This is a genomic window from Conyzicola sp. (assembly GCF_057073975.1).
The window spans coordinates 1-23,892 of record NZ_JBXMIS010000096.1 but is presented as its reverse complement, the minus strand read 5'-3'; the positions used below and the strand labels follow the sequence as shown (position 1 = coordinate 23,892).

The window sequence follows — 23,892 nt, the reverse complement described above, 5'->3', positions numbered from 1 at the left end:
GGTGCCGCCCTTAGCGGGTCGGGATGCGGCGGTAGCCGTCGCGAGCGACCTCGAGTGCGGTAAGCACGAGGGCTGCGATGGTGATGGCTGCGATTGTTGCGATGATGACGATGCTCATGGTGTTCTCCTTGGTATGCATCTATTTCACCTCGCACAACCGTTTAGCACAATCTAATGTTTCTTACATAATCATGTAGCCTAACTACATGGATGTGAACCGCCTCGAACTGCTCCGCGAGCTCTCAGAGCGCGGCAGCATCACCGCCGTCGCCGCTGCCACGAACCGCACCGCCTCCGCGGTGTCGCAGCAGCTCAAGGTGCTCGAGCGCGAGGCCGGCATTGCGCTCACCGAGCGCCGCGGACGCGGAATCGAGCTCACCGGCGCGGGCCGGGTGCTCGCCCAGACCGCCACGGATGTCGCCGTCGCCCTCGAGCGTGCCGACGCCGTCTGGGAGGAGTTCAAGCACGCCCCCCGCGGCACTGTGACCCTCTCGGTTTTCACGAGCGGTGGGCAGATGCTGCTGCCCGGCGTGCTCTCCGATCTCGCGACCATGCCGGGCCTCGACCTCGTCTGCGACGACGGCGACACAGAGCAGGTGGACTTCACCGACCGGGTGACCGACTTCGACATCGTGGTGGCCGACTCCTCCGGCATCATGCCTGCCTGGCGAGAGCGCGGCTTCACCGTGATCCCGTTGTTCAGCGAGCCCCTCGACGTCGCACTCCCCGAGAACCATCCGCTCGCGGCCAAGAAGCAGCTGTCTCCGAAGGATGTTGCCGGCGAGCGCTGGATCGGCGTTCCGGTCGACTACCCGTTCGACCGCATCCTCGTGGATGTCTCCGCAGCCGTCGGGCATGCCCTCACCATCACACAGCGCCTGCGCGACAACGGCATCGTCGAGTCGCTCGTCGCGGCGGGACACGGCATCGCCATCCTGCCGCGCTACACGACCCGCGACCACGAGAACGGGCTCGTCACCCGCCCGCTCACCGGTGTGCGCTCCGAGCGGCTCGTCTCGATCGTCATGCGCCCCGACCGCGCCCAGCGGCCATCAGTGCGGAGGGTGGTCGAGTCGCTGCGGGCAGAGGCGTACCGCATCGAGCGCACCCACGCGGTCTAGCACCGGACAGGTCGCCACACTCTCCCACGGTCGTCGCACACATGCCAGTGCCCGTTCTGGGGTTGGCTTCATCCTGAGGCCGAGCGGCCTCGGGAAACTACACTTGCCTCATGACCGGTACAGTGCTCGACCGGTCGCTCGCCGCCGAGCTGGTCCGTGACCTCTCGGTGGCCGGAGCGGCCACCACCCCCGTCTATGCGCCCTTCACCGGCGAGCTGCTGCACGAGGTGCCAAAGGGCACGGCACAGGACGTCGAGGATGCCGCTGCCGCCGCCCGCGTCGCGGCCATCGCCTGGCAGAACGCCGGCTTCGCCCACCGCCGCCGCGTGCTGCTGAAGGCGCACGACCTGCTCCTCGAGCGCCGGGACGAACTGCTCGACGCCCTGCAGTCGGAGTCGGGCAAGACCCGCGGGCAGGCCTTCGAGGAGGTCTTCTCCGGGGCGTCCGTCACCCGCTACTACGCCGTCTCCGCGAAGCGGGTGCTGACGACACGGGGGCGCCGCTCTGGCATCCCCTTCGTGATCAGCACTCGGCTCTCCTACAAGCCGAAGGGCCTCGTCGGGGTCATCACCCCGTGGAACTACCCGCTCTCGCTATCGCTCATGGACGTCATCCCCGCCCTCGCCGCCGGCAACGGCGTCGTGCAGAAGGCCGACAACCAGGGGGCGCTCACCATCCTCGCCTCGCGCCGCGCGTTCATCGACGCCGGGGTGCCCGCCGCGCTGTGGGCCGTCGTCACGGGTGAGGGCAACGAGGTCGGCAACGCGGTCGTCGACGTCGCCGACTACGTCTGCTTCACCGGCTCGACCGCCACCGGAACCCGCGTCGCGGAGCGGGCCGCCAGCTCGCTCACGGGCGTCTCGCTCGAGCTCGGCGGCAAGAACCCGCTCCTCGTGCTCGACGACGTCGACCCCGCGAAGGCGGCGGCCGATGCCGTCTACGCGTGCTTCTCGTCGATGGGCCAGCTCTGCGTGTCGATCGAGCGCATCTACGTGCAGCGAGCCGTCGCAGCGGCGTTCACCGAGGCGTTCGTTGCGCGCGTGAAGGAGCTCGCTCAGGGGCCGGCGTTCGACTACTCGACCGACGTCGGCTCGCTAACGACTGCCGCGCAGCTCGAGCGGGTGCAGCAGCACGTGACGGATGCCGTCGGCAAGGGCGCGACCGTGCTCGCCGGCGGCAAGCCACGCCCCGACCTCGGCCCGCTGTTCTTCGAACCGACGGTGCTCTCTGACGTGACGCCGGAGATGGCGTGCGTGGCGGGAGAGACCTTCGGGCCGGTCGTCGCCATCCACGTCTTCGATACGGAGGACGAGGCCGTCGCCGAGGCCAACGCCTCGGAGTACGGCCTCAACGCCTCGATCTTCACCGGATCCCGCCGTCGTGGTCGCGCCCTCGCACTGCGCATCGACACCGGCAGCGTCAACATCAACGAGGGATACCGCGCCACCTTCGGCAGCGTCGATGCGCCCATGGGCGGCATGAAGCAGTCAGGGCTCGGGCGCCGCAACGGGCCGGAGGGCCTGCTGCGCTTCGTCGAGAGTCGCACGATCGCCGAGGCCACGGGCCTCATCACTCTTCCGCGCACCGGCAAGGAGTGGTCGGCGCTGGTCGGCGTGATGGTCGTGCTGTTGAAGACCCTGAAGGGGCTGCGGCTGCGCTAGGTCGCCTCGGAGTCGAACGGGGCCCTCTGCCCCTCGCGCAGCTTGCGCTGGCGCTGGATGTAGGCGCCCTCGGAGACCGGCTTGATCACGGGAACCGGCTCGTCGTCCAGAAGTGCCTCGCGGATGATGCGGCGCGGGTCGTACTGCCGCGGGTCGAGCTTCTTCCAGTCGAGGTCATCGAAGTCTGGGCCCATCTCCTCGCGCATGCGCTCCTTGGCGCCATTCGCGAGGTCGCGCATCGATCGCACGAGCTTGGCGAGCTGCGAGGCGTAGTAGGGAAGGCGCTCAGGGCCGAGCAGGATCACGGCAATGATGCCGATCACGAACAGCTTCTCGAAAGTCAACCCAAAGGACACCCGCTCAGGATACGCGGTAACCCGTGGCAACCGCCGTACCCTTGAGTCGACCAAGGAGCAGCACGTGGCAAGCAGAGAACTCGACTGGAAGTTCACCGAGTCGTACATCGCAGAGCGAGACGACATCGCGGTGCTGCGCCAGCACTCCGCCGAGCTCGGCATCGACACCGTGAGCGCGGCAACAGGCGCCCACCTCGCGTTTCTCGCCGCTGCCCTGAAGCCGCAGCACATCATCGAGATCGGAACCGGACTCGGGGTCAGCGGACTGTGGCTCATGAGCGGCGCGCCAGCGGCATCCTTCACCTCCATCGACTCGGAGGCCGACTACCAGCAGGTGGCCAAGGCCGCTCTGGTCGAGGCGGGGGTTCCCGTCAACAAGGTTCGTCTCATCACGGGAGCCGCCAGCACGGTGCTACCGCGCATGAACGAGTCGGACTACGACCTTGTGTTCGTCGACGCCGACCCGGATGCGGTGCTCGAGAACGTCGAGTACGGCATCCGTCTCGCCAAGTCGGGCGGCACGATCATCGTCGCGCACGCCCTGTGGCGCGGCAAGGTTGCCGACCCGGCGCAGCGCGACGAGCCGGTGCCGGCCCTTCGCACGCTGCTCGCGAGCCTTGCGGAGTCGTCGACAGTGACTGCCGCTCTCGTGCCCGTCGGTGACGGACTGCTGCAGCTGGTGAAGAACTAGCAGGGAGTGAACTCAGGCGAGGCCCTGCCCGAAGGAGAAACTCAGGGCAAGCCCTGCCCGAAGGAAGAACTCAGGGCAAGCCCTGCCCGAAGGAAAAACTCAGACGGCTGCTACGACGTTCTCAAGAGCGTCGTGAAGCTCCTTGGCCTCGGCGTCGTTCACCGACACGACCAGACGGCCGCCGCCCTCTAGCGGAACACGCACGATGATGAGGCGCCCTTCTTTGACAGCCTCCATTGGCCCGTCACCGGTCCGCGGTTTCATGGCTGCCATGAGAAGTCCCCTTTCATAGGTACATGACTATTATCCGCTATGAAGCGACAGGGAAAAAATCGCGTCAGGAGTGCTGGTCGCCGAGCGGCACGATCGGCGCCCCGAAGTCGAGGATCGTGTAGCTTCCGCAGCGGATCGACTCGGTGCTCTGGTCGGCTATCCCCTCTGGCAGCTCGAAGGGCACCGACTGCTCGTCGGTCACCAGAAACGACACCGCTCCCGGCGCGAAATCGCTGCGGTTGACCAGCCACGCGTAGGAGCCGAGCCGGAAGTCCACCTGCACGAGCTGCCCAGGGTCAGACGCGTATGCCTTTGGTGTGCGCACGGTCCAGAACTGGCCTGCGCCGATCCGGCCAGACTGCTCGACCCACTGCACGACGCAGGCGATGTCGTCGTTCGGGTAGCGCTGCGATGCCGTCACCACGAGGCCGGGCAGCGCGATGATCGCCGCCATAGCGAGTACTGCCGCGATCGTGGGAAGCACAAGACGGTGCGCTGTCGGCGCGAGCACCGAGATGGCCGCAGCGATGGCCAGCACCGGCAGGAACACGGCGGGCTGGAGATAGCGGGCGGCATGGGTGCCGAGCGCGACGGCACCGAGGATGACGACGAGGGGCACCATCCACGACACGGCCGCGAGGGCCGCCAGCCGCGCCTGGCGCCGCCGGATCCCGACGACGGTGAGCACGATGCCGAGAACGATCAGGATGCCCCACACGGCGACCGAGAGCAGCCCTGCGGCATCCTGCAGCCGGTCGGCAACCAGGCCGCCGTAGTACTGCATGGACTCCTGCCAGTCGGCCGGCTGCGCATAGCCGAGGCCCGTGTTGGCGATCCACGGTGCCAGCGGCAGCCGAAGCAGCAGGCCGAGACCGCTGCCGACGACGAGGGCCGCCGCCCCCATAAGTCGCGCCCGCAGCGGCAGGTGCACAGCCGCTGCGAGAAGCAGCACGAGCGGCACGACCGCCCAGGCCAGATAGATCGGATTCGTGATCGTGCACACGAGCGCGATCGTCGCGATACCCGCCAGCTGCACCCGCGAGCCCGGAGGGCGCAGCAGCAGCCCGACGGTGAGGAGCACGCCGATCACCGTCGACGAGTAGTAGGTCGTCGTCGCCATGAGCGAGGCGAGCTCGAGGCTCTCTCGCGAGTCGGTGGCGTCGAGCATGGCGACTGCGGCGAAGACCCCGAAGGCGGCGAGCGCGGCACCGCGAGCGCCGACGACGAATCGGATGGCGGCGTAGAGCGCGAGCAGGTTGATCACCGCGTTGACGGTCAGCGCCGCCATGACGGGCAGTCCGAGCAGCAAGAGCAGCCAGAGGAGCGCGGTCTCTGGAATGAACAGCACCGACGACATCGCCCAGTCCTGCGGCTCACCGGATGCAATCGACCTCGCCACCAGTGTCGTGATGAGGGAGTCGCCGTCGGTGTAGAGCAAGGCGACCCGGTCAGAGACGATGAGGTGCGCGACCACCACGATGCTGAGCGCGAGCGCGGCACCCGCCGCGACCGCCTCCCGCGCTGGGGCTAGATGGAGCCGCTGCCCAGCCATGCCCGCAGTCCCCGCTCGCACGCCTCGATCTCTGCCACATCGACGCGCTCGTCGTCGGCGTGAGCGCGAATCGGGTCGCCGGGGCCGTAGTTGACGGCGGGGATGCCGAGCGCAGAGAAGCGGGCGACATCGGTCCAGCCGTACTTCGGCTTCGCCTCTCCGCCCACTGCCGCGACGAAGCCCTGGGCGAGCGGCGCGTCGAGCCCGGGGCGCGCGCCCTCGGCAAGGTCGGTCACAACCACCTCGAAGCCATCGAAGAGCTGCTCGAGGTGGGCGATGGCCTCGGCCCCCGTACGGCTCGGAGCAAAGCGAAAGTTGATGACGACGGCTGCCGCGTCGGGAATCACGTTGCCGGCGACCCCGCCAGAGATGCCGACGGCGTTGAGCCCCTCTTTGTAGACGAGGCCGTCGACCTCGATGTCGGCCGGCGTGTACGCAGCGAGCGTCGCGAGCACGGGAGCGAGATCGTGGATGGCATTGTGGCCGACCCACGCCCGAGCGGAGTGCGCCCGGATGCCGTGGGTGCGCACCTCGATGCGGGCCGTGCCGTTGCAGCCGCCCTCGATCGCCGCGCTCGTCGGCTCCCCGAGGATCGCGAAGTCCCCCTCGAGCAGGTCTGGCCGCTCGCGGGCGAGTCGGCCGAGCCCGTTCAGCGAGGAGGCGACCTCCTCGTTGTCGTACCAGATCCAGGTGAGGTCGACGTCGGGCTCGGAGAGCTCTGCCGCGAGCACGAGCTGCACAGCGACCCCGGCCTTCATGTCGACGGTTCCGCGGCCCCACAGCACGCCGTGCTCATCGAGCCGCGTCGGCAGGTTGTCGTTGACGGGCACCGTGTCGATGTGGCCGGCGATCACGACGCGCCTGGCCCGGCCGAGGCTTGTGCGCGCCACGATGGCGTCGCCGTTGCGAATGACCTCGAGGTGCGTCGCGGTGGCGAGCGCCTCGACGATCGCATCGGCCACCGCCGCCTCGTTGCCAGAGACCGACTCGATGTCGCAGAGCTGGCGGGTGAGGGCGACAGAGCCAGCGGCGAGGTCAAGGGGCACGCGGCAAGTTTAGCGATCGGTACTCTGGGGGCATGACTTCTCGCGCCGCCTGGGGCTACGGCCTCGCCACCATCGCCGGCGACGGCACCGTGCTCGACACCTGGTACCCCTCCCCCGCCCTCGGAGAGCTGCCGGCCGGCACCGACCCGCACATCGCCCCGGCGGAGTTCGAGCAGCTCGTCGGTTCCGACCCGCGGCGCAACGTCACGCTCGATTTCGTCACGGTGCAGATCGACCTGGATGCCGCTCCGGCATCCACGAGCGACGCCTACCTTCGCCTTCACCTGCTCTCGCACCTGCTCGTCGCGCCGAACACCATCAACCTCGACGGAATCTTCGGCCAGTTGCCGATCGTCACGTGGACCAACGCCGGCCCGGTGCTGCCCGCCGACTTCGACCGACTGCGCATCGCGCTGCAGCGGGAGGGGATCGCAGCGCACGGCATCGACAAGTTCCCTCGCCTGCTCGACTACGTCACGCCATCCCGGGTTCGCATTGCCGACGCGTCACGGGTGCGCCTCGGGGCGCACCTCGCCCCAGGCACGACCGTCATGCACGAGGGATTCGTGAACTTCAACGCGGGAACCCTCGGCACCTCGATGGTCGAGGGCCGCATCTCGCAGGGCGTCGTCGTCGGCGACGGTGCCGACATCGGCGGCGGCGCATCGATCATGGGCACCCTGTCGGGTGGTGGAACGGAGAAGGTCGCGATCGGCGCCCGCGCGCTGCTCGGCGCGAACTCGGGCATCGGCATCTCGATCGGCGACGACACCGTCGTCGAGGCCGGGCTGTATGTGACGGCCGGCACCAAGGTATCGGTGGTCGGCACGTCGGACACCGTCAAGGCCGCCGCTCTCAGTGGCGTGCCGAACCTGCTGTTCCGCCGCAACTCGCTCACCGGGGCCGTTGAGGTGCTGCCCCGCTCCGGCGACGGCATCGCGCTCAACGCGGCGCTGCACGCGTAAGGCTGCCCGCGCCGCTCGCACTACCTGCCAAATGAAGGCCACCTCCAGGTGCCCGCGCTACTTGGTATGTCCGGCAGGAGCTGAAATACGCTCCACTCCTGCATTTGGCTGGTTGTCGCCCGTTGTGCACAGAGAGGCGGTCGGGCTCTCGCGGGGCACCCACGACGCTGCACTCTGCGTCGATGGATCTTCGGCATTCGATTAACGTCCTCGGCGGCATAGCCGCGACCCACGAGCTGTATGCACGCGGCGCAACGCGCGCCGTGCTCGCCCACGCTGTGCACCACGGACGGATAGTCCGCGTCAGACAGGGCTGGTACTGCCTGCCGAGCACGGACGACGAACTCGTGCGCGCCGCACGGGTCGGCGGCTCCCTAGGGTGCGTGAGCGCGGCGCGGCACCTCGGTCTCTGGGTTCGCGGCATGCCAAGTCTTCACGTGGTGGTTCGGCACACCGACGCACGACTGCGAACCGAATCGAACATGCGGATGCGGCTTCGGTCCGCGCCGGGCGAGACCACCGTCGTTCATTGGAGACGTCAGCTGCGCAGAAGTCGACGCCTGATTGGCACACCACTCGAGTGCCTGCTTGAGATGGCAGTCTGCGTGAGTCCGGAGCGGGTGGTGGCAGCCGCGGATTGCGCGATGCGATACGGCATGGTGACGAGATTGGAATGGCTCAACGCCATCCATCCACTTCCTGTCCGCCTTGCTGCGCTCCTCGCCGAGGCCGACGGTGAGGTGGAGTCGATCACAGAGTCGGTCTTTCGGTTTCGCTGTCGTCGGCTCGGGCTGCAGCTGCGCAGCCAGGTTGCTATTCGTGGGGTAGGTCGCGTCGACTTCGTGTTCGGCACGAGGCTCGTCGTCGAAGTTGATGGATTCGCCTACCACTCCGACCCAGACCAGTTCGAGTCTGACCGTCGCCGCGACTCGAGACTCAGCGCGCTCGGGTTCCGGGTGCTGCGTTTCAGCTATCGACAAGTGTTTGAGCGCTGGCATGAGGTGCGGGCCGCACTACTGGCGGCCCTGGGGCGCGGCGACCATCGGGAGTGATCGATGACCGTGGCTGTCACCTGCCACCTGCAGCAACATGCCAAATGCAGGATGCCGCGTCGACCTTCCGCACAAAGCCGTGCACTCAGCGACTCGAATGCCTCAAGTGGCCTTCATTTGGCAGGTAGCAGGGGTGATTCGGGTGCCGCGCCGAAGGGGCTAGCGCCCGGTGGGCCACTCCCGCTCTGGCGCGCCGATGTAGAGCTGCTGCGGGCGGCCGATCTTCGTGGCCGGGTCGAGGTTCATCTCGCGCCAGTGGGCGATCCACCCGGGAAGGCGGCCGATCGCGAAGAGCGGCGTGAACATGCGCTGCGGGAAGCCCATGGCCTTGTAGATGACGCCGGTATAGAAATCGACGTTCGGGTAGAGCTTGCGCTCGATGAAGTAGTCGTCGGCGAGGGCGGCCTGCTCCAGCTCCTTTGCGATGTCGAGCAGGGGGTCCTGGATGCCGAGGGCGGCGAGCACCTCGTCGGCGCTCTCCTTGACCAGGGTCGCGCGCGGGTCGAAGTTCTTGTAGACACGGTGGCCGAAGCCCATGAGGCGAACGCCCTGCTCCTTGTTCTTGACCCGCTCGACGAAGCGGGATACGCCCTCGCCGGAGTCACGGATCTCGCCGAGCATCTTGAGAACGGCCTCATTGGCGCCGCCGTGCAGCGGGCCGTAGAGGGCGTTGATGCCGGCGGAGATGGACGCGAAGATGTTCGCCTCGGTCGAGCCGACAAGGCGCACCGTGGAGGTCGAGGCGTTCTGCTCGTGGTCCTCGTGCAGGATGAGCAGGCGGTCGAGCGCCTTGGAGAGCACGGGGTCGACGATGTACGGCTCTGCCATCGTGCCGAAGTTGAGCTTGAGGAAGTTGTCGACGAACGACAGGGAGTTGTCGGGGTAGAGGAAGGCCTGACCGAGGCTCTTCTTGTGGGCGTAGGCCGCGATCACCGGCAGCTTGGCCAGCAGTCGCACGATCGACAGCTCGATCTTCTCTGGGTCGTGCACGCTGAGGTCGTGCTCGTAGTAGGTCGAGAGAGCGGAGACGGCACTCGAGAGCACCGACATCGGGTGCGCATTGTGCGGGAGGGCGTCGAAGAAACGACGGAGGTCTTCGTGCAGGAGCGTGTGCCGACGGATCTTGTCGTCGAACTCCTCGAGCTCGGAGGCAGTCGGGAGCTCGCCGTAGATGAGCAGCCATGCCACCTCGAGGTATGTCGAGTTCTTTGCGACGGCCTCGATCGGGTAGCCGCGGTAGCGCAGGATTCCGGCGTCGCCGTCGATGTAGGTGATCGCGCTCTTGGTCGAGGCGGTGTTCACGAAGCCCTGGTCGAGCGTCGTGTAGCCCGTCTGCTTCATGAACGTCGAGATGTCGATGGTGTCACGGCCGTCGACACCCCGGATGATCGGGAACTCCGCGGAGCCGCCGGGAAAGTGCAGCTTTGCCTTCTCTGGCTCTGAGGAAGTGTTCACTCCTACAGCTTATTCGCTGGCGCAAGCTACTGACGTATCGCCCAAACCGCTGGAGGATTCGTTAGAGAGTGGAGCCAATCCGAGCCGCGGCCTCGCTGACCGCTGCATCGGTCGCGGTGAGGGCGATTCGCACGTGCTGCCCTGATTGCGCGCCGTAGAACGAACCGGGAGCCACAAGGATGCCGATGTCGGCGAGCGCTGCGACGGTCGCCCACGCGTCCTCATTCCGCGTCGCCCAGAGGTAGAGGCCAGCCTCGCTGTGGTCGACGCGGAGCCCCGCACCCTCGAGCGCGGGGCGAAGGATGCCGCGACGAGCCGCGTACCGCTCGCGCTGCAGAGCGACGTGGGCCTCGTCTCCGAGGGCGGCGATCATCGCCGCCTGTACTGGGGCGGGAGGGATCAGGCCGATGTGCTTGCGGGCGGCGAGGAGCTCGTCGATGAGATTGCTGCATCCCGCGACGAAGCCAGCGCGGTAGCCGGCGAGGTTGGACTGCTTGCTCAGCGAGTAGACGGAGAGCACGTGATTGCGCTCGCCCTCGATGACCCGCGGGTCGAGGATCGACGGGCTCTCTGCATCCCACGCGAACTCCGCGTAGCACTCGTCGTTGACGACGACGGCGTCGAGCTCACGAGCACGCGCGACGGCGGCACGCAGGAACTCGACCGAGCGCACCGAGCCGTCGGGGTTGCCGGGCGAGTTGATCCAGATGAGCCGGGTGGACTCCGGCCACGCGGCCGGGTCGTCCGACGCACAGGCCGTTGCGCCGACCAGGGCAGCGCCGATCGCGTAGGTGGGGTAGGCGACGGCGGGGAAGACGACGGTGTCACCACGCCCGAGCCCGAGCAGCAGCGGCATCAGCGCAATGAGCTCTTTCGAGCCGATGGTGGGCATGACGTTCGCAACCAACAGGTCGTCGACGCCGCGGCGTCGGGCGTACCACTCGACGATCGCCTCACGCAGGGCAGGGGTGCCGGCCGTCTGCGGGTAGGAGTGGGCGTCCGTCGCCGCAGCCAGCGCCTCGCGAACGACCGACGGCGTCTCGTCGACCGGTGACCCGACCGACAGATCGATCATGCCGCTCGGGTATGACCGCGCCTTCTCCGCATAGGGCACGAGGGTGTCCCACGGAAAATCAGGAAGCTCGAGCACGCTAGTGCGCGACCTCCTGCGGCGGTAGAGCCGCGACGAGCGGGTGGTCGCTGTGGATGACGCCGACCTTGGATGCGCCGCCGGGCGAGCCGAGCTCGGAGAAGAACTCGACGTTGGCCTTGTAGTAGTCGGCCCACTGGTCTGGCACATCGTCTTCGTAGTAGATGGCCTCGACCGGGCACACCGGCTCGCATGCACCGCAGTCGACGCACTCGTCGGGGTGGATGTACAGCATCCGGTCGCCCTCGTAGATGCAGTCGACAGGGCACTCGTCGATGCAGGCGCGATCCTTGAGATCGACACAGGGCTGGGCGATGACGTATGTCACGTGATCGAGCATCCTTTCGGCGGGGGGATGCATCAATTCTAGACGCAGCGGCACGGCGGCTCCGCGCGCATTGGACACGGGGCACCCGCGGCCACTAGTGTCGAATCGGTAAGGATAGCCTTACCAATCCAAACCCTCTCCCGTCACGGACTACTCGCGTGCTCGCTAACTTTCTCATCGGCCTTCGCGAAGGCCTCGAGGCCGCTCTTGTCGTCGGCATCCTCATTGCCTATGTCATCAAGATCGACCGCCGCGATGTGCTCCCCCGCATCTGGACCGGTGTCGGCATCGCCGTGGCGATCTCGCTTGCCACCGGCGCCATCCTGACCTTCGGCGCCTACGGCCTCTCGTTCGAGGCGAAGGAGCTCATCGGCGGCATCCTCTCCATCGTCGCAACGGCCTTCGTGACCTGGATGATCTTCTGGATGCTGCGGGCCGCCCGCGGTCTGTCGAGCGAGCTGCGCCACGACGTCGACAGCCATCTCGCGGGAGCCGGATGGGGCCTCGTGCTCGTCGCATTCCTCGCTGTCGGTCGCGAGGGCATCGAGACGGCGCTCTTCATCTGGGCCGCGGTGCGTGCCAGCGGCGCGACGGTGCTGCCGCTCGCCGGAGCTGGGCTCGGCATCCTCGTGGCGGTCGTTCTCGGCTACCTCATCTACCGCGGGGTTGTTCGCATCAACCTCAGCAAGTTCTTCACCTACACCGGGGTGTTCCTCATCGTCGTGGCCGGCGGAGTGTTGGCCTACGGCGTGCACGACCTGCAGGAGGCCGGCGTTCTGCCAGGCCTCACCAGCCTCGCCTTCGACGTCAGCGCCGCGATCCCGCCCGACAGCTGGTACGGAACCCTGCTCAAGGGCGTCTTCAACTTCTCGCCGGCCACCACCTGGCTCGAGGCCGTCACGTGGCTCCTGTACGTCGGCACCGTGCTCACCCTCTTCATCCTCTCCGTGCGCCGCCACGCAGCGGCGTCTGACCCCATCGCCCCGAGCGTGCAGACCCAAGGAGCTTCATGACCATCCGCCCCGCAGCCGCCGCCATCGTCGGGCTCGCCGTTCTCCTCGGTGTGTCGGCCTGCGTGCCGAACAATCCGTCGGCCCAGTCAGGATCGGCCACCGCGCTCACGGTCGATAGCTCGGCTACGGCGTGCGAGGTATCCGCCAGCGAGGCCCCCAGCGGCACCCTGAGCTTCACCGTCGCCAACTCCGGCGACGAGGTGACGGAGTTCTACCTTCTGGCCGACGACGGTCTTCGCATCGTCGGCGAGGTCGAGAACATCGGGCCGGGCATCGAGCGCACCCTCGTCGTCATCGCCAAGCCGGGCGAGTACTTCACCGTCTGCAAGCCCGGAATGCTCGGCGACGGCGTCGGCAGGTCGGCGTTCACCGTCACCGACTCTGGCGCAGACCTCTCTGGCGGCGACGTCGCAGAGCAGGTCGAGACAGCCAACGCGAACTACGCGTCGTACGTGAAAGACCAGGTCGAGAACCTCGTGGTCGGCACCGAGGCGTTCGCCGAGGCCTACATCGCCGGCGACGACGACGCAGCCCGGGCCCTCTACGCACCGACCCGCGTCTTCTGGGAGCGCATCGAGACCGTCGCAGAGAGCTTCGGCGACCTCGACCCGCGCATGGACCTGCGCGAGGCCGACCTCGAAGAGGGCCAGGAGTGGACCGGCTGGCACGCCATAGAGAAAGACCTCTGGCCCGCCGACGCCGAGGCAGGCTTTGCTGCCTACAGCCAGGAGAAGCGCGAGGCCCTTGCCTCCCAGCTCGTCGAAGACACCACCACTCTCTACGGCAACGTGCAACAGCTCGAGTTCACGCTCGACCAGCAGGCCAACGGCGCGATCGGCCTCCTCGCCGAGGTCGCAGAGGGCAAGGTCACCGGCGAGGAGGAGTTCTGGTCGCACACCGACCTGTGGGACTTCCAGGCCAACATCGACGGTGCCAAGGTGCTCTACGACGGGGTGCGCGACATCCTGATCGAGAAGGATGCCGACCTCGCCGACCAGCTCGACACCGAGTTCGCGCAGCTGCAGTCCCTGCTCGACGAGCAGCGCGTCGGCGATGGCTTCGTGCTCTACACCGAGCTCTCCGATGACGAGATCCGCGCCTTCTCCGACCAGGTCAACGCCCTGGCCGAGCCGCTGTCGAAGCTGACCGGCGCACTGGTCATATGACCGACGACGTGACGCCAGAGCACAAGCCGGGGCTGTCGCGGCGGGGGCTGCTCGGGCTCGCCGGGGCGACCGTCATCGGCGCTGGCGTCGGCTTCGCGGTCGACCGGGCCGTGCCGGATGCCGCGACAGTGACCTCCGGGGCCGCAGCGAGCTACCCGTTCTTCGGCGACCACCAGTCGGGCATCACCACACCGGCACAGGACCGCCTGCACTTCGCTGCATTCGATGTGCTCGACATCAGCCGCGACGACCTGCGCGAGCTGCTCGCCGACTGGAGCTATGCGGCAGAGCGCATGACCGCGGGCAGCAGCGCCGGCCCGTTCGGCCCGGCCGACGGGCCGTACGACTCGCCGCCCGACGACACCGGCGAGGCACTCGACCTGCCACCGGCAGGGCTCACCATCACCTTCGGCTTCGGCCCCTCGCTGTTCGACGAGCGCTTCGGTCTCGCCGACCGCCGCCCGGATGCCCTCATCGACCTCCCCCACTTCCCCGGCGACGCGCTGCTGCCCAACCAGGTCGGTGGCGACCTGTGCATCCAGGCGTGCAGTGACGACCCGCAGGTGGCCGTGCACGCCATCCGCAACCTCTCGCGGATCGCTTTCGGGCGCGCCGCGATCCGCTGGTCGCAGCTCGGCTTCGGCCGCACCTCGTCGACCAGCCGCGCCCAGGTGACACCGCGCAACCTCTTCGGCTTCAAGGACGGCACCGCCAACCTGAAGTCAGAGGACACGGATGCCGTGGCAGAGCACGTCTGGGTTGGCACCGACGAGAGCGCGCCCTGGATGCACGGCGGCTCGTACCTCGTCGCACGCAAGATCCGCATGACCATCGAGACCTGGGACCGCACGTCGCTCCGGGAGCAGGAGAACCTCGTTGGCCGCACCAAGGGCGACGGCGCGCCGCTCAGCGGCGGCAGCGAGTTCACGGCTCCCGACTTCGCCGTCGCGGGTCGCGGCGGGGAGCCGATCATCGGCGAGAACGCCCACGTGCGCCTCGCGCACCCCAGCCAGCACGGTGGTGCGGCGATGCTTCGCCGCGGCTACAACTTCGTCGACGGCAACGACGAGCTCGGGCGTCTGACCGCCGGCCTGTTCTTCATCAGCTTCCAGCGGGATCCGGCGACGCAGTTCGTTCCTGTTCAGCTCGCGCTGGCCAAGAACGACGGACTCAACGAGTACCTCCGCCACGTCGGCTCTGCCATCTTCGCCGTGCCGCCCGGAGCGCGAAAGGGCCACCCCATCGGAGCGGCCCTGTTCGACTGAGACGTCGCTACTCGACGGTCTGGGTCACGTTGTACGTCGCGGTGACGGTGTCGTTCTCCCCTGGAGCGACGACGACGAGCACCGTGTAGGTCGCGTTCTTGTAGGGCAGCGCGTCGATCGGGGCGCCCTCGGTCGCAACACCCTCGAATCCGGCAGCCTCGAGGGAGGCGGCGACGGCGGACTTCGTCGCGTCCACGTCGTCGTTGCGGCCGATGATGGCGGTCCACAGAGTCGATGACTCGTTCTCTGGATCAGTCGCCTTGTTGCCCCCGATGATCTCACCGTCGACAACGGGAACCTCGCTCGGCCACTCGTTGGGCAGCTCGCCGACCGATGGCTGGATGGCGCCGCCGGTCGCCTGGCCGATGATGCCCTCGATGCCGCCGCAGCCGGATAGCAGCGGTGTCATGACGAGCGCGGCGGCGATGGCGATGGCGGCAACGGTCGTGCGGTGTGCTGTGCGCATGGGTTTCTCCTCTGTCAGTTCTTGCGGACTACGGTGATGGAAAGCACCGGCGTGTCGAACCCGGTGTCGTCGGTGGCAGCGTTGAGCTGCACCTGGTACTCGGCCGAGTCGTAGGCGGCGAAGGCCTGGTCTGTGCTGGCCTGCCTGCTGAGCTCCTCCCAGCCCTCCGCTGCATAGCGATCGGCCAACTCGGTGAACTCGCCGACCGCGTCGTCGGTCTTGTAGCCGATCGTCCATCCGGTGCCGAGGTCGAGAGCGAGCAGGATGTCGAGGTCTGGCACGGGAACGTCGGCAGGAAAGGTCGCCGGCATCGTCTGCTCGATGAACGGGTTGTCGTCGAGGTCGTCCTCGAGTGAGTCGTCGCCGTCACTGGTGGAGCCGCCGTCGTCGTCCTGGTTCTGGCTCGAACCGCCCCCGGGGATCGGGATCGACGGCAGCAGCGCACAGCCGCCGAGCACGAGAGCCGCACTGAGGCCGAGGGCGGCGAGGAGGGCGAGACTGGGGGTGGGGCGCAAGGGGGTCATGGGTGCTCCGATCGCTTCGGGCACAGCCTATTGCCGTGCCGCGACTGCCGACAGTGGGGATTCCGCTGCCTCTAGAGCCACGACGGCCGGCGCCCACGGCCCGGTTGACATAGTCGGAGACGAGAATGGCCCGGCTCGCGACGCGAACCGGGCCTTCTCAGATGCTCTGCCTAGGCGTTCTGCTTCTTCAGCTGCGACGCGCGGCGGGCGCGGGCGTTGGCGTCGAGCTCGACCTTGCGGATGCGCACGAACTCCGGGGTTACCTCGACGCACTCGTCCTCGCGGGCGAACTCGAGGCACTCCTCGAGCGTCAGCTTGCGCGACGGCGTCATGCGCTCGAAGGTGTCGGAGGTCGACTGGCGCATGTTGGTGAGCTGCTTCTCCTTGGTGATGTTCACGTCCATGTCATCGGCGCGCGAGTTCTCACCGACGACCATGCCCTCGTAGACCTCCTGGGTCGGCTCGACGAAGAACGACATGCGCTCCTGCAGGGCCGTCATGGCGAACGGCGTGGCGACACCGGCGCGGTCGGCGACGATGGAGCCGTTGGTGCGGGTCTCGATGGAACCGGCCCACGCCTCGTAGCCGTGCGCGACGGCGTTGGCGATGCCGGAGCCGCGCGTGATGGTGAGGAACTCGGTGCGGAAGCCGATGAGGCCACGCGAGGGAACGATGAACTCCATGCGAACCCAGCCGGTGCCGTGGTTCGACATGCCCTCCATGCGGCCCTTGCGGGCGGCGAGCAGCTGCGTGATGGCGCCGAGGTGCTCCTCTGGCGCATCGATCGTCAGGTGCTCGAACGGCTCGTGCAGCTTGCCGTCGACCTTCTTGGTGACAACCTGCGGCTTGCCGACGGTGAGCTCGAAGCCCTCGCGGCGCATCTGCTCGACGAGGATGGCGAGCGCGAGCTCTCCACGGCCCTGAACCTCCCACGCGTCGGGGCGGCCGATGTCGACGAGCTTGATCGAGACGTTACCGATGAGCTCGCGGTCGAGGCGGTCCTTGACCATGCGGGCGGTGAGCTTGTGGCCCTTGACCTTGCCGATCATCGGGCTCGTGTTGGTACCGATGGTCATCGAGATCGCCGGGTCGTCGACCGTGATGGTCGGCAGTGGGCGAACGTCGGTCGGGTCGGCGAGGGTCTCACCGATGGTGATGTCCTCGAAGCCGGCGACGGCGACGATGTCACCGGGGCCAGCCGACTCTGTCGGGTAGCGGTCGAGCGCCTTGGTGATCATGAGCTCGGTGACGCGCACGTTGGCGACGGAGCCGTCGTGCTTGACCCATGCGACCGTCTGGCCCTTCTTGATCGTCCCGTTGAAGACGCGCAGCAGTGCGAGACGGCCGAGGAACGGCGAGGAGTCGAGGTTGGTGACCCAGGCCTGCAGCGGGTGGGCGTCGTCATAGGTCGGCGCCGGGATGTGCTTGAGGATCGCGTCGAATAGCGGCTCGAGGTCGTCGTTGTCTGGAAGGGTGCCGTTCGCCGGCTTGTTCCAGCTCGCGGCGCCGTTGCGGCCGGAGGCGTAGACGACGGGAACGTCGAGGATGGCGTCGAGGTCGAGGTCTGGCACCTCGTCGGCCATGTCGCTCGCGAGACCGAGCAGGAGGTCCTGGCTCTCGGCGACGACCTCGTCGATGCGCGCGTCGGGGCGGTCGGTCTTGTTGACCAGCAGGATGACGGGGAGCTTGGCCTCGAGCGCCTTGCGCAGCACGAAACGCGTCTGCGGCAGCGGGCCCTCGGAGGCGTCGACGAGCAGAACGACGCCGTCGACCATCGACAGGCCGCGCTCGACCTCACCGCCGAAGTCGGCGTGGCCGGGGGTGTCGATCACGTTGATGGTGATGTTGCCGCCAGCGTGGGTCGCCTCGGCGTGCTTGCCGTTGTAGAGCACCGCGGTGTTCTTCGCGAGGATCGTGATGCCCTTTTCGCGCTCGAGCTCGTTGGAGTCCATCGCGCGGTCCTCGAGGTGCGCGTGGGCGTCGAACGAGTTGGTCTGGCGCAGCATGGCGTCGACGAGGGTCGTCTTGCCGTGGTCGACGTGGGCGACGATTGCGACGTTGCGCAGGTCGGAGCGGGTGGCAATGGCCATGGTGAATTCCTTGATGGTGAGGGTGCCCATCCGTGCGAGAAGGTCGCATGCGAACAGGATCGCGCGATAGCGCGAGGGTCTGTGGGGTGCTCAGGATCACGACAGTGGTGCCCTGCGCGAATAAGTCTACCGCGAGAGGCCGTTTAAGTGGCCTTCTCGGCCGGTTGCCACTCCCAGAGGTTCCACGTGAGCCCTGGCGACAGCGGCGAGGGCTCGACATTCGCCACGCCGTCGCGCACTGCGACGAGCGAGGGGAACTGGTAGAGCGGCACCCCGTAGGCGTCATCCCACAGTGCGGCGTCGATCTCGGCCAGCAGCGCATCGCGCTCCGCGGGGTCGGGCTCGACCGCGAGTTCGGCGAGCAGCAGGTCGACCTCCTCGCTCGCGTAGTGCGAGAAGTTGCTCGTGGGTGATCCACTGGCCAGGCGGGCAGCCGGGCCGGAGATCGCGGCGGTCGACTCGTTCCAGGCGAACAGGGCGGCGTCGTAGGCGCCGGTGACCCCGAGGAACTCCTCCCAGTCGGGCGTGGAGCAGTCGGTGACGACGAAGCCGCCGCGAGCCGCGCTCTCCTGGATCAGCCTGAACTCCGCCACCCGGCGGGGATTCGCCGGATCGAACAGGATGCACACCTCCGGTGAGGCGACACCCGCCGTGTCGAGCAGCCGCTTCGCTCCCGCCACATCGACCCGCGCGAACTCCCTCGCGGCCGACGACTCCAGCGCCTTCTCGTATGACTCCGTGCCCGGCGAGAAGACAAAGGAGTCGCGCACCCGGGCGTCGGGTGCCACCGGCGCCACGAGCTCGTCGAGGATCTGCTGACGCGGCACGAGGCGAAGGAACGCCTCGCGCACGAGCGGATCGTCGAGCGCTCCACTTCGGCTGCGCGAGAACTGCAGGTCGAGGTGCTCGAACTGGCCGCTCTCGCCGATGGTGACCTCGACATCCGCCAGCTGGGCGAGCGCACTGACGACGTCGGGCGTGGGGGTCGGCGCGATCACGTCGACCTCGCCGTCGCGGAGGGCGGCGACGGCCTCGAGCGGGTCGGTGATCGTGCGGATGACCACGGTCTCGAAGCGAGGCTGGCGCTGCCCGGTGTAGCCGGTGTTCGCGGCGAGGGTGACGGCATCCGCGTCGACCGCCGTGATGACGTACGGGCCGTTCGAGACGAGCAGGTCGGCGTCGAGGCGTCCGTCGGCGAGGTTGAATGCGGAGTTCCAGGTCTCGGCGATCGGGGCGAGGGATGCCGCGTCGGCATCCTGCACTGCCTCGATGAGCAGTCGCTTGGCCTTCACGTGCTTCGGCTCCTCGTCGGTGCCCCGCACCGTCTGCGACTGCTCGACGACCACGTGCGCCGGCAGCCCGACCGTGAAGGCGAGCTCCCAGTCGGGGAAGTACTCGTCGTAGGTGAGCGTGATCGAGCGGCCGTCGTCGCCGAGCTCTGGCACCCCGGACACGTGCTGGAGCCCGGAGCGATGAGCGCCGTCGAAGTAGACCGCGCCATCGGGAAACTCGGTGAACTGCCCGGTCGCCCGGTCGACGAAGCGGCTGGGCTGGAAGCCCTCCGTCGTGAACGCACCGGAGTTCGCCGCCCACGACAGGAGCAGGTCTGCCGCGTCGACGGCAACGCCATCCGACCAGGTCACGCCCTCCGCGACCGTGTACTGCACGGAGAACGGCTGCTGCGAGACGACCTCGTAGTGGCCGAACGACTCATCCCGCACGAGCTCGCGATCGGCCGAGTAGTACGAGAAGCCCGAGCCGGTGGCCGCCACCACGGCGGCGTTCGCCGGGGTGTTGCCGAACGTCGTGCGGTCGTTGAGCGAGGTCACGGCCTGCGCGCTCGCGATTGCGACGCTGCTGCCGTCAACGACGAGGCTCTGCTCTGTGCACGCGGTGAGCGCGCCGACGGCGAGCACCGCGGCAATCGCGGCCGCTCCCCGTCGTCGCGCTCTTTGCACCATCCCGGATCGGGCCTCAGACCGCTGCACGCGCTCCCGGGATCGCGGCAAGCAGCTCGCGGGTGTACTCCATCTTCGGATTGTCGAAGACGTCGTCAACCGACGAGGCCTCCACGACCTTGCCCTGCTGCATGACGCAGACGTTGTCGGCGATCACCCGCACGACCGCGAGGTCGTGCGTGATGAACAGGTAGGTGAGCCCAAGCTCCGCCTGCAGGTCGGCGAGCAGGTTGAGGATCTGCGCCTGCACGAGCACGTCGAGCGCCGACACGGCCTCGTCGAGCACCACGATCTCCGGCTTGAGCGCGAGCGCCCGCGCGATCGCCACGCGCTGGCGCTGACCGCCAGAGAGCTCGTTCGGGTACCGGGTGAACACCGATCGGGGCAGGGACACCTGGTCGAGCAGCTCGAGCACGCGCTGCTTGCGGCTCGCGCGGTCGCCGATGCGGTGGGTGATGAGAGGCTCGCCGATGGTGTTGCCGATGTTGCGCAGCGGGTCGAGGGAGCCGTATGGGTCTTGGAACACCGGCTGCATCGTGCGGCGCAGCTCGAACAGCTGCCTGCTCGACATGTCGGCGGTGTCGGCGCCGTCGATGAAGATCGAGCCAGACGACTTGTCTTCTAGGCGCAGCAGCAGCTTGGCAACGGTGGACTTTCCGGATCCCGACTCGCCGACGAGCGCGAGCGTCGTTCCCTTCTTGACCTCGAAGCTCACATCGTCGACCGCGGCGAACTGCCGCGAGCCGAAGTTGCCCTGACGGATCTTGTACAGCTTGCGAACGTTCTCGAAGCGGATGGCGACCTCGTCGGTCGCAATTGCCGCCTTGGCCTCTGCCCGCGTCTCTGCCGCGGCCACGAGGTCGACTCCGGCCTTGACGACCGTGTCGGCGATGCCGCTCTCCAGCGGCGACTGAGCGTGCACCTGCGACTGGATTCGGCGCGAGGCAAGGCTGGGAGCCGCCGCAACGAGGCGCTGCGTGTACGGGTGGCGTGGGCGCGCGAGGATCTCTGCCGCCGGACCGGACTCCACGACCTTGCCCCGGTACATCACCATGATGTTCTCCGCACGCTCCGCGGCGAGGCCGAGGTCGTGGGTGATGAAGATCAGAGCGGTGTTGCTCTGGCTGGTGAGGGTCTCGAGGTGGTCGAGGATGCGCCGCTGCACGGTCACGTCGAGCGCGGAGGTCGGCTCGTCGGCGATGAGCAGCTTCGGGTTGGCAGAGAGGCCGATGCCGATGAGCACGCGCTGGCGCATGCCACCGCTGAACTGGTGGGGGAACTGATGCAGGCGCTGGTCGGCATCCTGCAGTCCTGCCTCCCGCAGCACCTCGATGGCGCGTCGGCGAACCTCGCGGCGGTCGCTGGCAATGCCGTTGGCGCGAATCGCCTCCTCGACCTGGAAGCCGACGCTCCACACCGGGTTGAGGTTCGACATCGGGTCCTGGGGAACGAGGCCGATGAGGCGGCCGCGGATCGACTCGATCTCTGCGCGCTTGAGCGTGGTGAGCTCACGCCCCTCGAACTTCACCGATCCACCGGTGACCGAGCCGTTGCCCGGCAGCAGGTTGATGATGGCGTGCGCGGTCGTCGACTTGCCGGAGCCTGACTCGCCGACAATGGCGAGCGTCTCGCCCGGCATGACGCTGAAGCTCACGCCGCGCACGGCGGGCACGACCTCGCGGTTGGAGCGGAAGCCGACCTGAAGGTCGGTCACCTCGAGCAGGGGCTGAGTTGGGTCGCTCATCGTGAGGCCCTCGCCTTCGGGTCGAGTGCATCGCGCACGACCTCGCCGAGCATGATGAAGCTCAGCACAGTCACGGACAGCGCGATGGACGGGTAGATAAGCACTTCTGGATGAGTGCGGAGCAGGCTCTGGGCGTCGCTGATGTCGCCGCCCCACGAGATCGTGTTGGGAATGCCGAGTCCGAGGAACGACAGCGTCGCCTCCGCCGTGATCGCCGCGCCGAGCGAGATCGTCGTGACGACGATGACGGGGGCGATCGAGTTCGGCAGCACGTGCGACATGAGGATCTTGAAGCGCGAGATGCCGATGGCGGTCGAGGCCATGACGAAATCCGCCTCCTTCACCCTCAGCACCTGAGCCCGGAGGATGCGGGCGGTCGACGGCCAGGAGAACAAGCCGATGGCCATCGCCATGATCCACACGCTCCGCTGGGCCGAGAACGCCGACATGATGACGACGGCCGCGAGGATGTAGGGAATCGCGAAGAAGATGTCGCCAGCCCGTGAGAGCACAGAGTCGAGCCACCCGCCGTAGAAGCCCGCCAGGGCTCCGAACACGATGCCGAGCGCGGCGACGAGCACCGTGACAAGGAAGCCGACGGTCAGCGACGTGGAGGCACCGTGAACGATGCGGGCGAAGATGTCGTAGCCCTGCTTCGTGAAGCCGAGCGGGTGGCCGGGGATCGGTCCTCCGACGCTGCGCTCCAGCAGGCCGAGCGTTGGGTCCTCCGCCGTGAACAGCCCCGGGAACAAGGCCGCGGTGATGATGAGCAGGATGAGCGACGCAGAGATGTAGAACATCGGCCGACGGCGCATGTCGCGCCACGCATCGAGGTAGAGGTTGGTCGGCTTGCCCTCGGCGCGCACCGAGTCGACCGCGCCGAGCTCCGCCTCCTCGAACGGGGCAACGTAGTGCTCCTTCGTCGAGGGTCGATTCTTACTTGACATAGCGGATCCTTGGGTCGAGCACGGCGTAGAGCAAGTCGATGAGGATGTTGACGATGAGGTACAGGATGACCATGACCGTCACGAAGGAGACCACCGTTGGTCCCTGGTGGGTGATGATCGCCCGGTAGAGCGTGCTGCCGACACCGCCGACGTTGAAGATTCCCTCTGTCACCGTCGCTCCGACGATGAGGATGCCGAAGTCGGCGCCGAGGCTCGTCACCACCGGGATGAGCGAGTTGCGCAGGATGTGCACGGGGATCACGCGGTTGCGCGAGAGGCCCTTGCCGTAGGCGGTGCGCACGAAGTCGAGGCCGGTGGTCTCGATGACCGAGGAGCGGGTCAGGCGAACGACCACCGCGAAGTTGATACTCGCCAGCACGATCGCCGGCAGTATCAGGTCTTGAATGGGTGCCCCCTGCCCGACCGTTGGTCTGAACAGCTCCAGCTCGATCCCGAGGAAGTACTGGGCGACGAAGGCGATGACGAAGATCGGCAGCGAGATGAGCACGAGACTGACGACGAGGGCGCTCGCATCGAAGATGCCGCCCTTTCTCAGACCGCTGATGAGGCCGACGGCGATGCCGAACACGAGCTCGATGAGCACGGCGAGCACAGCGAGCCGAAGGGTGATCGGGAACGTGCGGATGAGGATGTCCGACACCGGCTGGCCAGAGAACGAGGTGCCGAAGTCACCCTGGAAGATGCCAGCGACGTAGTGGAAGTACTGCACGAAGAACGGGTCGTCGAGGTGGTACTGCTCGCGCACCCGCTCGAGGAGCGCGGGGTTCGGGGTCTTCTCGCCGAAGAGCCCGATGATCGGGTCGCCCGGGAGGGCGAAGACCATGAAGTAGATCAGCAGTGTTGTGCCGAAGAAGACGGGGATGGCCTGAAGCAGGCGAAAGAGGATGTACCGGATCACGCTGGCACCGGCACCACTCGGGAAGGACTGAACATGGGGGTATTTACCTGTCTACAGATCACCATTGCTCCGCGAGCACATGCTACTCGCGGTTGTCGGCAGTCGGGGGGGGGGGGGGGGGGGGGGGGGGGGGGGGGGGGGGGGGGGGGG

Annotated in this window: 22 protein-coding genes; 8 read left to right on the top strand and 14 right to left on the bottom strand. The window is 67.6% G+C overall.

Annotated elements, in window-relative coordinates; all coding sequences use genetic code 11:
* Positions 1 to 206: 206 nt before the first annotated feature.
* Both AC14A7_RS08660 and AC14A7_RS08655 read left to right on the top strand, forming a co-directional pair.
* The gene (locus AC14A7_RS08660) at positions 207 to 1,121 is read left to right on the top strand and encodes a LysR family transcriptional regulator (RefSeq protein ID WP_484008160.1); all 915 of its coding nucleotides are present in this window, start codon (positions 207 to 209) and stop codon (positions 1,119 to 1,121) included.
* A gap of 110 nt (positions 1,122 to 1,231) precedes the next feature.
* Positions 1,232 to 2,782, top strand: coding sequence for a succinic semialdehyde dehydrogenase (locus AC14A7_RS08655; RefSeq protein WP_484008159.1), 1,551 nt, complete (start codon positions 1,232 to 1,234; stop codon positions 2,780 to 2,782).
* Here AC14A7_RS08655 and AC14A7_RS08650 read toward each other — a convergent pair.
* Positions 2,779 to 3,138 carry a sec-independent translocase gene (locus AC14A7_RS08650; protein WP_484008157.1) on the bottom strand — a complete coding sequence of 120 codons (360 nt, stop codon included), beginning with the start codon at positions 3,136 to 3,138 and terminating at the stop codon, positions 2,779 to 2,781. The genes AC14A7_RS08655 and AC14A7_RS08650 overlap by 4 nt on opposite strands.
* Before the next feature lie 64 nt (positions 3,139 to 3,202).
* On the opposite strand from AC14A7_RS08650, the gene AC14A7_RS08645 reads away from it, so the two are divergent.
* A complete protein-coding gene (locus AC14A7_RS08645; protein WP_484008156.1) occupies positions 3,203 to 3,829 on the top strand; it encodes an O-methyltransferase in 627 nt (208 codons plus the stop codon).
* Positions 3,830 to 3,928: 99 nt separating this feature from the next.
* Here the strand turns inward: AC14A7_RS08645 and AC14A7_RS08640 are convergent, their stop codons facing one another.
* From AC14A7_RS08640 to dapE, 3 genes are all read right to left on the bottom strand, one after another.
* Positions 3,929 to 4,102 (bottom strand): DUF3117 domain-containing protein, encoded by a 174-nt coding sequence (locus AC14A7_RS08640; RefSeq protein WP_484008155.1) that lies wholly within the window; start codon positions 4,100 to 4,102, stop codon positions 3,929 to 3,931.
* A gap of 64 nt (positions 4,103 to 4,166) precedes the next feature.
* Entirely contained in the window at positions 4,167 to 5,654 is a 1,488-nt protein-coding gene (locus AC14A7_RS08635) for a hypothetical protein (protein WP_484008154.1), read from the bottom strand.
* Complete coding sequence (gene dapE, locus AC14A7_RS08630; RefSeq protein ID WP_484008152.1) at positions 5,630 to 6,700, bottom strand: succinyl-diaminopimelate desuccinylase; 1,071 nt, start codon at positions 6,698 to 6,700, stop codon at positions 5,630 to 5,632. The genes AC14A7_RS08635 and dapE overlap by 25 nt, the downstream gene beginning before the upstream one ends.
* Before the next feature lie 32 nt (positions 6,701 to 6,732).
* On the opposite strand from dapE, the gene dapD reads away from it, so the two are divergent.
* Together dapD and AC14A7_RS08620 are read left to right on the top strand one after the other, a co-directional pair.
* Positions 6,733 to 7,665 carry a 2,3,4,5-tetrahydropyridine-2,6-dicarboxylate N-succinyltransferase gene (gene dapD, locus AC14A7_RS08625; RefSeq protein WP_484008151.1) on the top strand — a complete coding sequence of 311 codons (933 nt, stop codon included), beginning with the start codon at positions 6,733 to 6,735 and terminating at the stop codon, positions 7,663 to 7,665.
* Between the two features lie 182 nt (positions 7,666 to 7,847).
* Complete coding sequence (locus tag AC14A7_RS08620; RefSeq protein ID WP_484008150.1) at positions 7,848 to 8,717, top strand: DUF559 domain-containing protein; 870 nt, start codon at positions 7,848 to 7,850, stop codon at positions 8,715 to 8,717.
* A gap of 159 nt (positions 8,718 to 8,876) precedes the next feature.
* Here AC14A7_RS08620 and AC14A7_RS08615 read toward each other — a convergent pair whose 3' ends face one another.
* The 3 genes from AC14A7_RS08615 to fdxA all read right to left on the bottom strand — a co-directional run bounded on the left by AC14A7_RS08615 (position 8,877) and on the right by fdxA (position 11,650).
* Complete coding sequence (locus AC14A7_RS08615) at positions 8,877 to 10,172, bottom strand: citrate synthase (RefSeq protein WP_484008149.1); 1,296 nt, start codon at positions 10,170 to 10,172, stop codon at positions 8,877 to 8,879.
* 61 nt (positions 10,173 to 10,233) lie between these two features.
* Positions 10,234 to 11,322 (bottom strand): succinyldiaminopimelate transaminase, encoded by a 1,089-nt coding sequence (gene dapC / locus AC14A7_RS08610; RefSeq protein ID WP_484008147.1) that lies wholly within the window; start codon positions 11,320 to 11,322, stop codon positions 10,234 to 10,236.
* 1 nt (position 11,323) lies between these two features.
* The gene (gene fdxA / locus AC14A7_RS08605; protein ID WP_484008146.1) at positions 11,324 to 11,650 is read right to left on the bottom strand and encodes a ferredoxin; all 327 of its coding nucleotides are present in this window, start codon (positions 11,648 to 11,650) and stop codon (positions 11,324 to 11,326) included.
* Between the two features lie 158 nt (positions 11,651 to 11,808).
* Here fdxA and efeU point away from each other — a divergent pair, with 158 nt between their 5' ends.
* From efeU to efeB, 3 genes are read left to right on the top strand one after another with little or no spacing between them, the layout of a single operon-like run.
* On the top strand, positions 11,809 to 12,663 hold the full coding sequence (gene efeU / locus AC14A7_RS08600; protein ID WP_484008145.1) for an iron uptake transporter permease EfeU: 855 nt from the start codon (positions 11,809 to 11,811) through the stop codon (positions 12,661 to 12,663).
* Positions 12,660 to 13,829: an iron uptake system protein EfeO gene (gene efeO, locus AC14A7_RS08595; protein WP_484008144.1), complete on the top strand. Its 1,170-nt coding sequence runs from the start codon at positions 12,660 to 12,662 to the stop codon at positions 13,827 to 13,829. Before efeU ends, efeO begins: the two co-directional genes overlap by 4 nt.
* On the top strand, positions 13,826 to 15,094 hold the full coding sequence (efeB, locus tag AC14A7_RS08590; RefSeq protein ID WP_484008142.1) for an iron uptake transporter deferrochelatase/peroxidase subunit: 1,269 nt from the start codon (positions 13,826 to 13,828) through the stop codon (positions 15,092 to 15,094). Before efeO ends, efeB begins: the two co-directional genes overlap by 4 nt.
* Positions 15,095 to 15,101: 7 nt before the next feature.
* Here the strand turns inward: efeB and AC14A7_RS08585 are convergent, their stop codons facing one another.
* From AC14A7_RS08585 to AC14A7_RS08555, 7 genes are all read right to left on the bottom strand, one after another.
* Positions 15,102 to 15,560 carry a hypothetical protein gene (locus AC14A7_RS08585; RefSeq protein ID WP_484008141.1) on the bottom strand — a complete coding sequence of 153 codons (459 nt, stop codon included), beginning with the start codon at positions 15,558 to 15,560 and terminating at the stop codon, positions 15,102 to 15,104.
* A 14-nt stretch (positions 15,561 to 15,574) separates the two neighbouring features.
* Positions 15,575 to 16,084 carry a hypothetical protein gene (locus tag AC14A7_RS08580; protein ID WP_484008139.1) on the bottom strand — a complete coding sequence of 170 codons (510 nt, stop codon included), beginning with the start codon at positions 16,082 to 16,084 and terminating at the stop codon, positions 15,575 to 15,577.
* A 170-nt stretch (positions 16,085 to 16,254) separates the two neighbouring features.
* Positions 16,255 to 18,174: a translational GTPase TypA gene (gene typA / locus AC14A7_RS08575; RefSeq protein ID WP_484008138.1), complete on the bottom strand. Its 1,920-nt coding sequence runs from the start codon at positions 18,172 to 18,174 to the stop codon at positions 16,255 to 16,257.
* A gap of 143 nt (positions 18,175 to 18,317) precedes the next feature.
* Positions 18,318 to 20,135, bottom strand: a complete 1,818-nt coding sequence (locus AC14A7_RS08570) for an ABC transporter family substrate-binding protein (protein ID WP_484008136.1) — start codon at positions 20,133 to 20,135, stop codon at positions 18,318 to 18,320.
* Positions 20,136 to 20,148: 13 nt separating this feature from the next.
* Positions 20,149 to 21,876, bottom strand: a complete 1,728-nt coding sequence (locus AC14A7_RS08565; RefSeq protein WP_484008135.1) for a dipeptide ABC transporter ATP-binding protein — start codon at positions 21,874 to 21,876, stop codon at positions 20,149 to 20,151.
* Positions 21,873 to 22,823: an ABC transporter permease gene (locus tag AC14A7_RS08560; RefSeq protein ID WP_484008134.1), complete on the bottom strand. Its 951-nt coding sequence runs from the start codon at positions 22,821 to 22,823 to the stop codon at positions 21,873 to 21,875. Before AC14A7_RS08560 ends, AC14A7_RS08565 begins: the two co-directional genes overlap by 4 nt.
* A complete protein-coding gene (locus tag AC14A7_RS08555) occupies positions 22,813 to 23,742 on the bottom strand; it encodes an ABC transporter permease (RefSeq protein WP_484008132.1) in 930 nt (309 codons plus the stop codon). The genes AC14A7_RS08560 and AC14A7_RS08555 overlap by 11 nt, the downstream gene beginning before the upstream one ends.
* Positions 23,743 to 23,892: the final 150 nt, after the last annotated feature.

What these genes read in the sequence shown, in the direction of transcription:
- AC14A7_RS08655 (WP_484008159.1), top strand. Translation starts at nt 1,232, where the DNA reads ATGACCGGTACAGTGCTCGACCGGTCGCTCGCCGCCGAGCTGGTCCGT.
- AC14A7_RS08635 (WP_484008154.1), bottom strand. Translation starts at nt 5,654, where the DNA reads ATGGCTGGGCAGCGGCTCCATCTAGCCCCAGCGCGGGAGGCGGTCGCG.
- AC14A7_RS08660 (WP_484008160.1), top strand. Translation starts at nt 207, where the DNA reads ATGGATGTGAACCGCCTCGAACTGCTCCGCGAGCTCTCAGAGCGCGGC.
- typA (WP_484008138.1), bottom strand. Translation starts at nt 18,174, where the DNA reads ATGGCCATTGCCACCCGCTCCGACCTGCGCAACGTCGCAATCGTCGCC.
- AC14A7_RS08620 (WP_484008150.1), top strand. Translation starts at nt 7,848, where the DNA reads ATGGATCTTCGGCATTCGATTAACGTCCTCGGCGGCATAGCCGCGACC.
- efeB (WP_484008142.1), top strand. Translation starts at nt 13,826, where the DNA reads ATGACCGACGACGTGACGCCAGAGCACAAGCCGGGGCTGTCGCGGCGG.
- dapD (WP_484008151.1), top strand. Translation starts at nt 6,733, where the DNA reads ATGACTTCTCGCGCCGCCTGGGGCTACGGCCTCGCCACCATCGCCGGC.
- efeO (WP_484008144.1), top strand. Translation starts at nt 12,660, where the DNA reads ATGACCATCCGCCCCGCAGCCGCCGCCATCGTCGGGCTCGCCGTTCTC.
- AC14A7_RS08640 (WP_484008155.1), bottom strand. Translation starts at nt 4,102, where the DNA reads ATGGCAGCCATGAAACCGCGGACCGGTGACGGGCCAATGGAGGCTGTC.
- AC14A7_RS08560 (WP_484008134.1), bottom strand. Translation starts at nt 22,823, where the DNA reads ATGTCAAGTAAGAATCGACCCTCGACGAAGGAGCACTACGTTGCCCCG.
- AC14A7_RS08585 (WP_484008141.1), bottom strand. Translation starts at nt 15,560, where the DNA reads ATGCGCACAGCACACCGCACGACCGTTGCCGCCATCGCCATCGCCGCC.
- AC14A7_RS08565 (WP_484008135.1), bottom strand. Translation starts at nt 21,876, where the DNA reads ATGAGCGACCCAACTCAGCCCCTGCTCGAGGTGACCGACCTTCAGGTC.
- AC14A7_RS08580 (WP_484008139.1), bottom strand. Translation starts at nt 16,084, where the DNA reads ATGACCCCCTTGCGCCCCACCCCCAGTCTCGCCCTCCTCGCCGCCCTC.
- AC14A7_RS08570 (WP_484008136.1), bottom strand. Translation starts at nt 20,135, where the DNA reads ATGGTGCAAAGAGCGCGACGACGGGGAGCGGCCGCGATTGCCGCGGTG.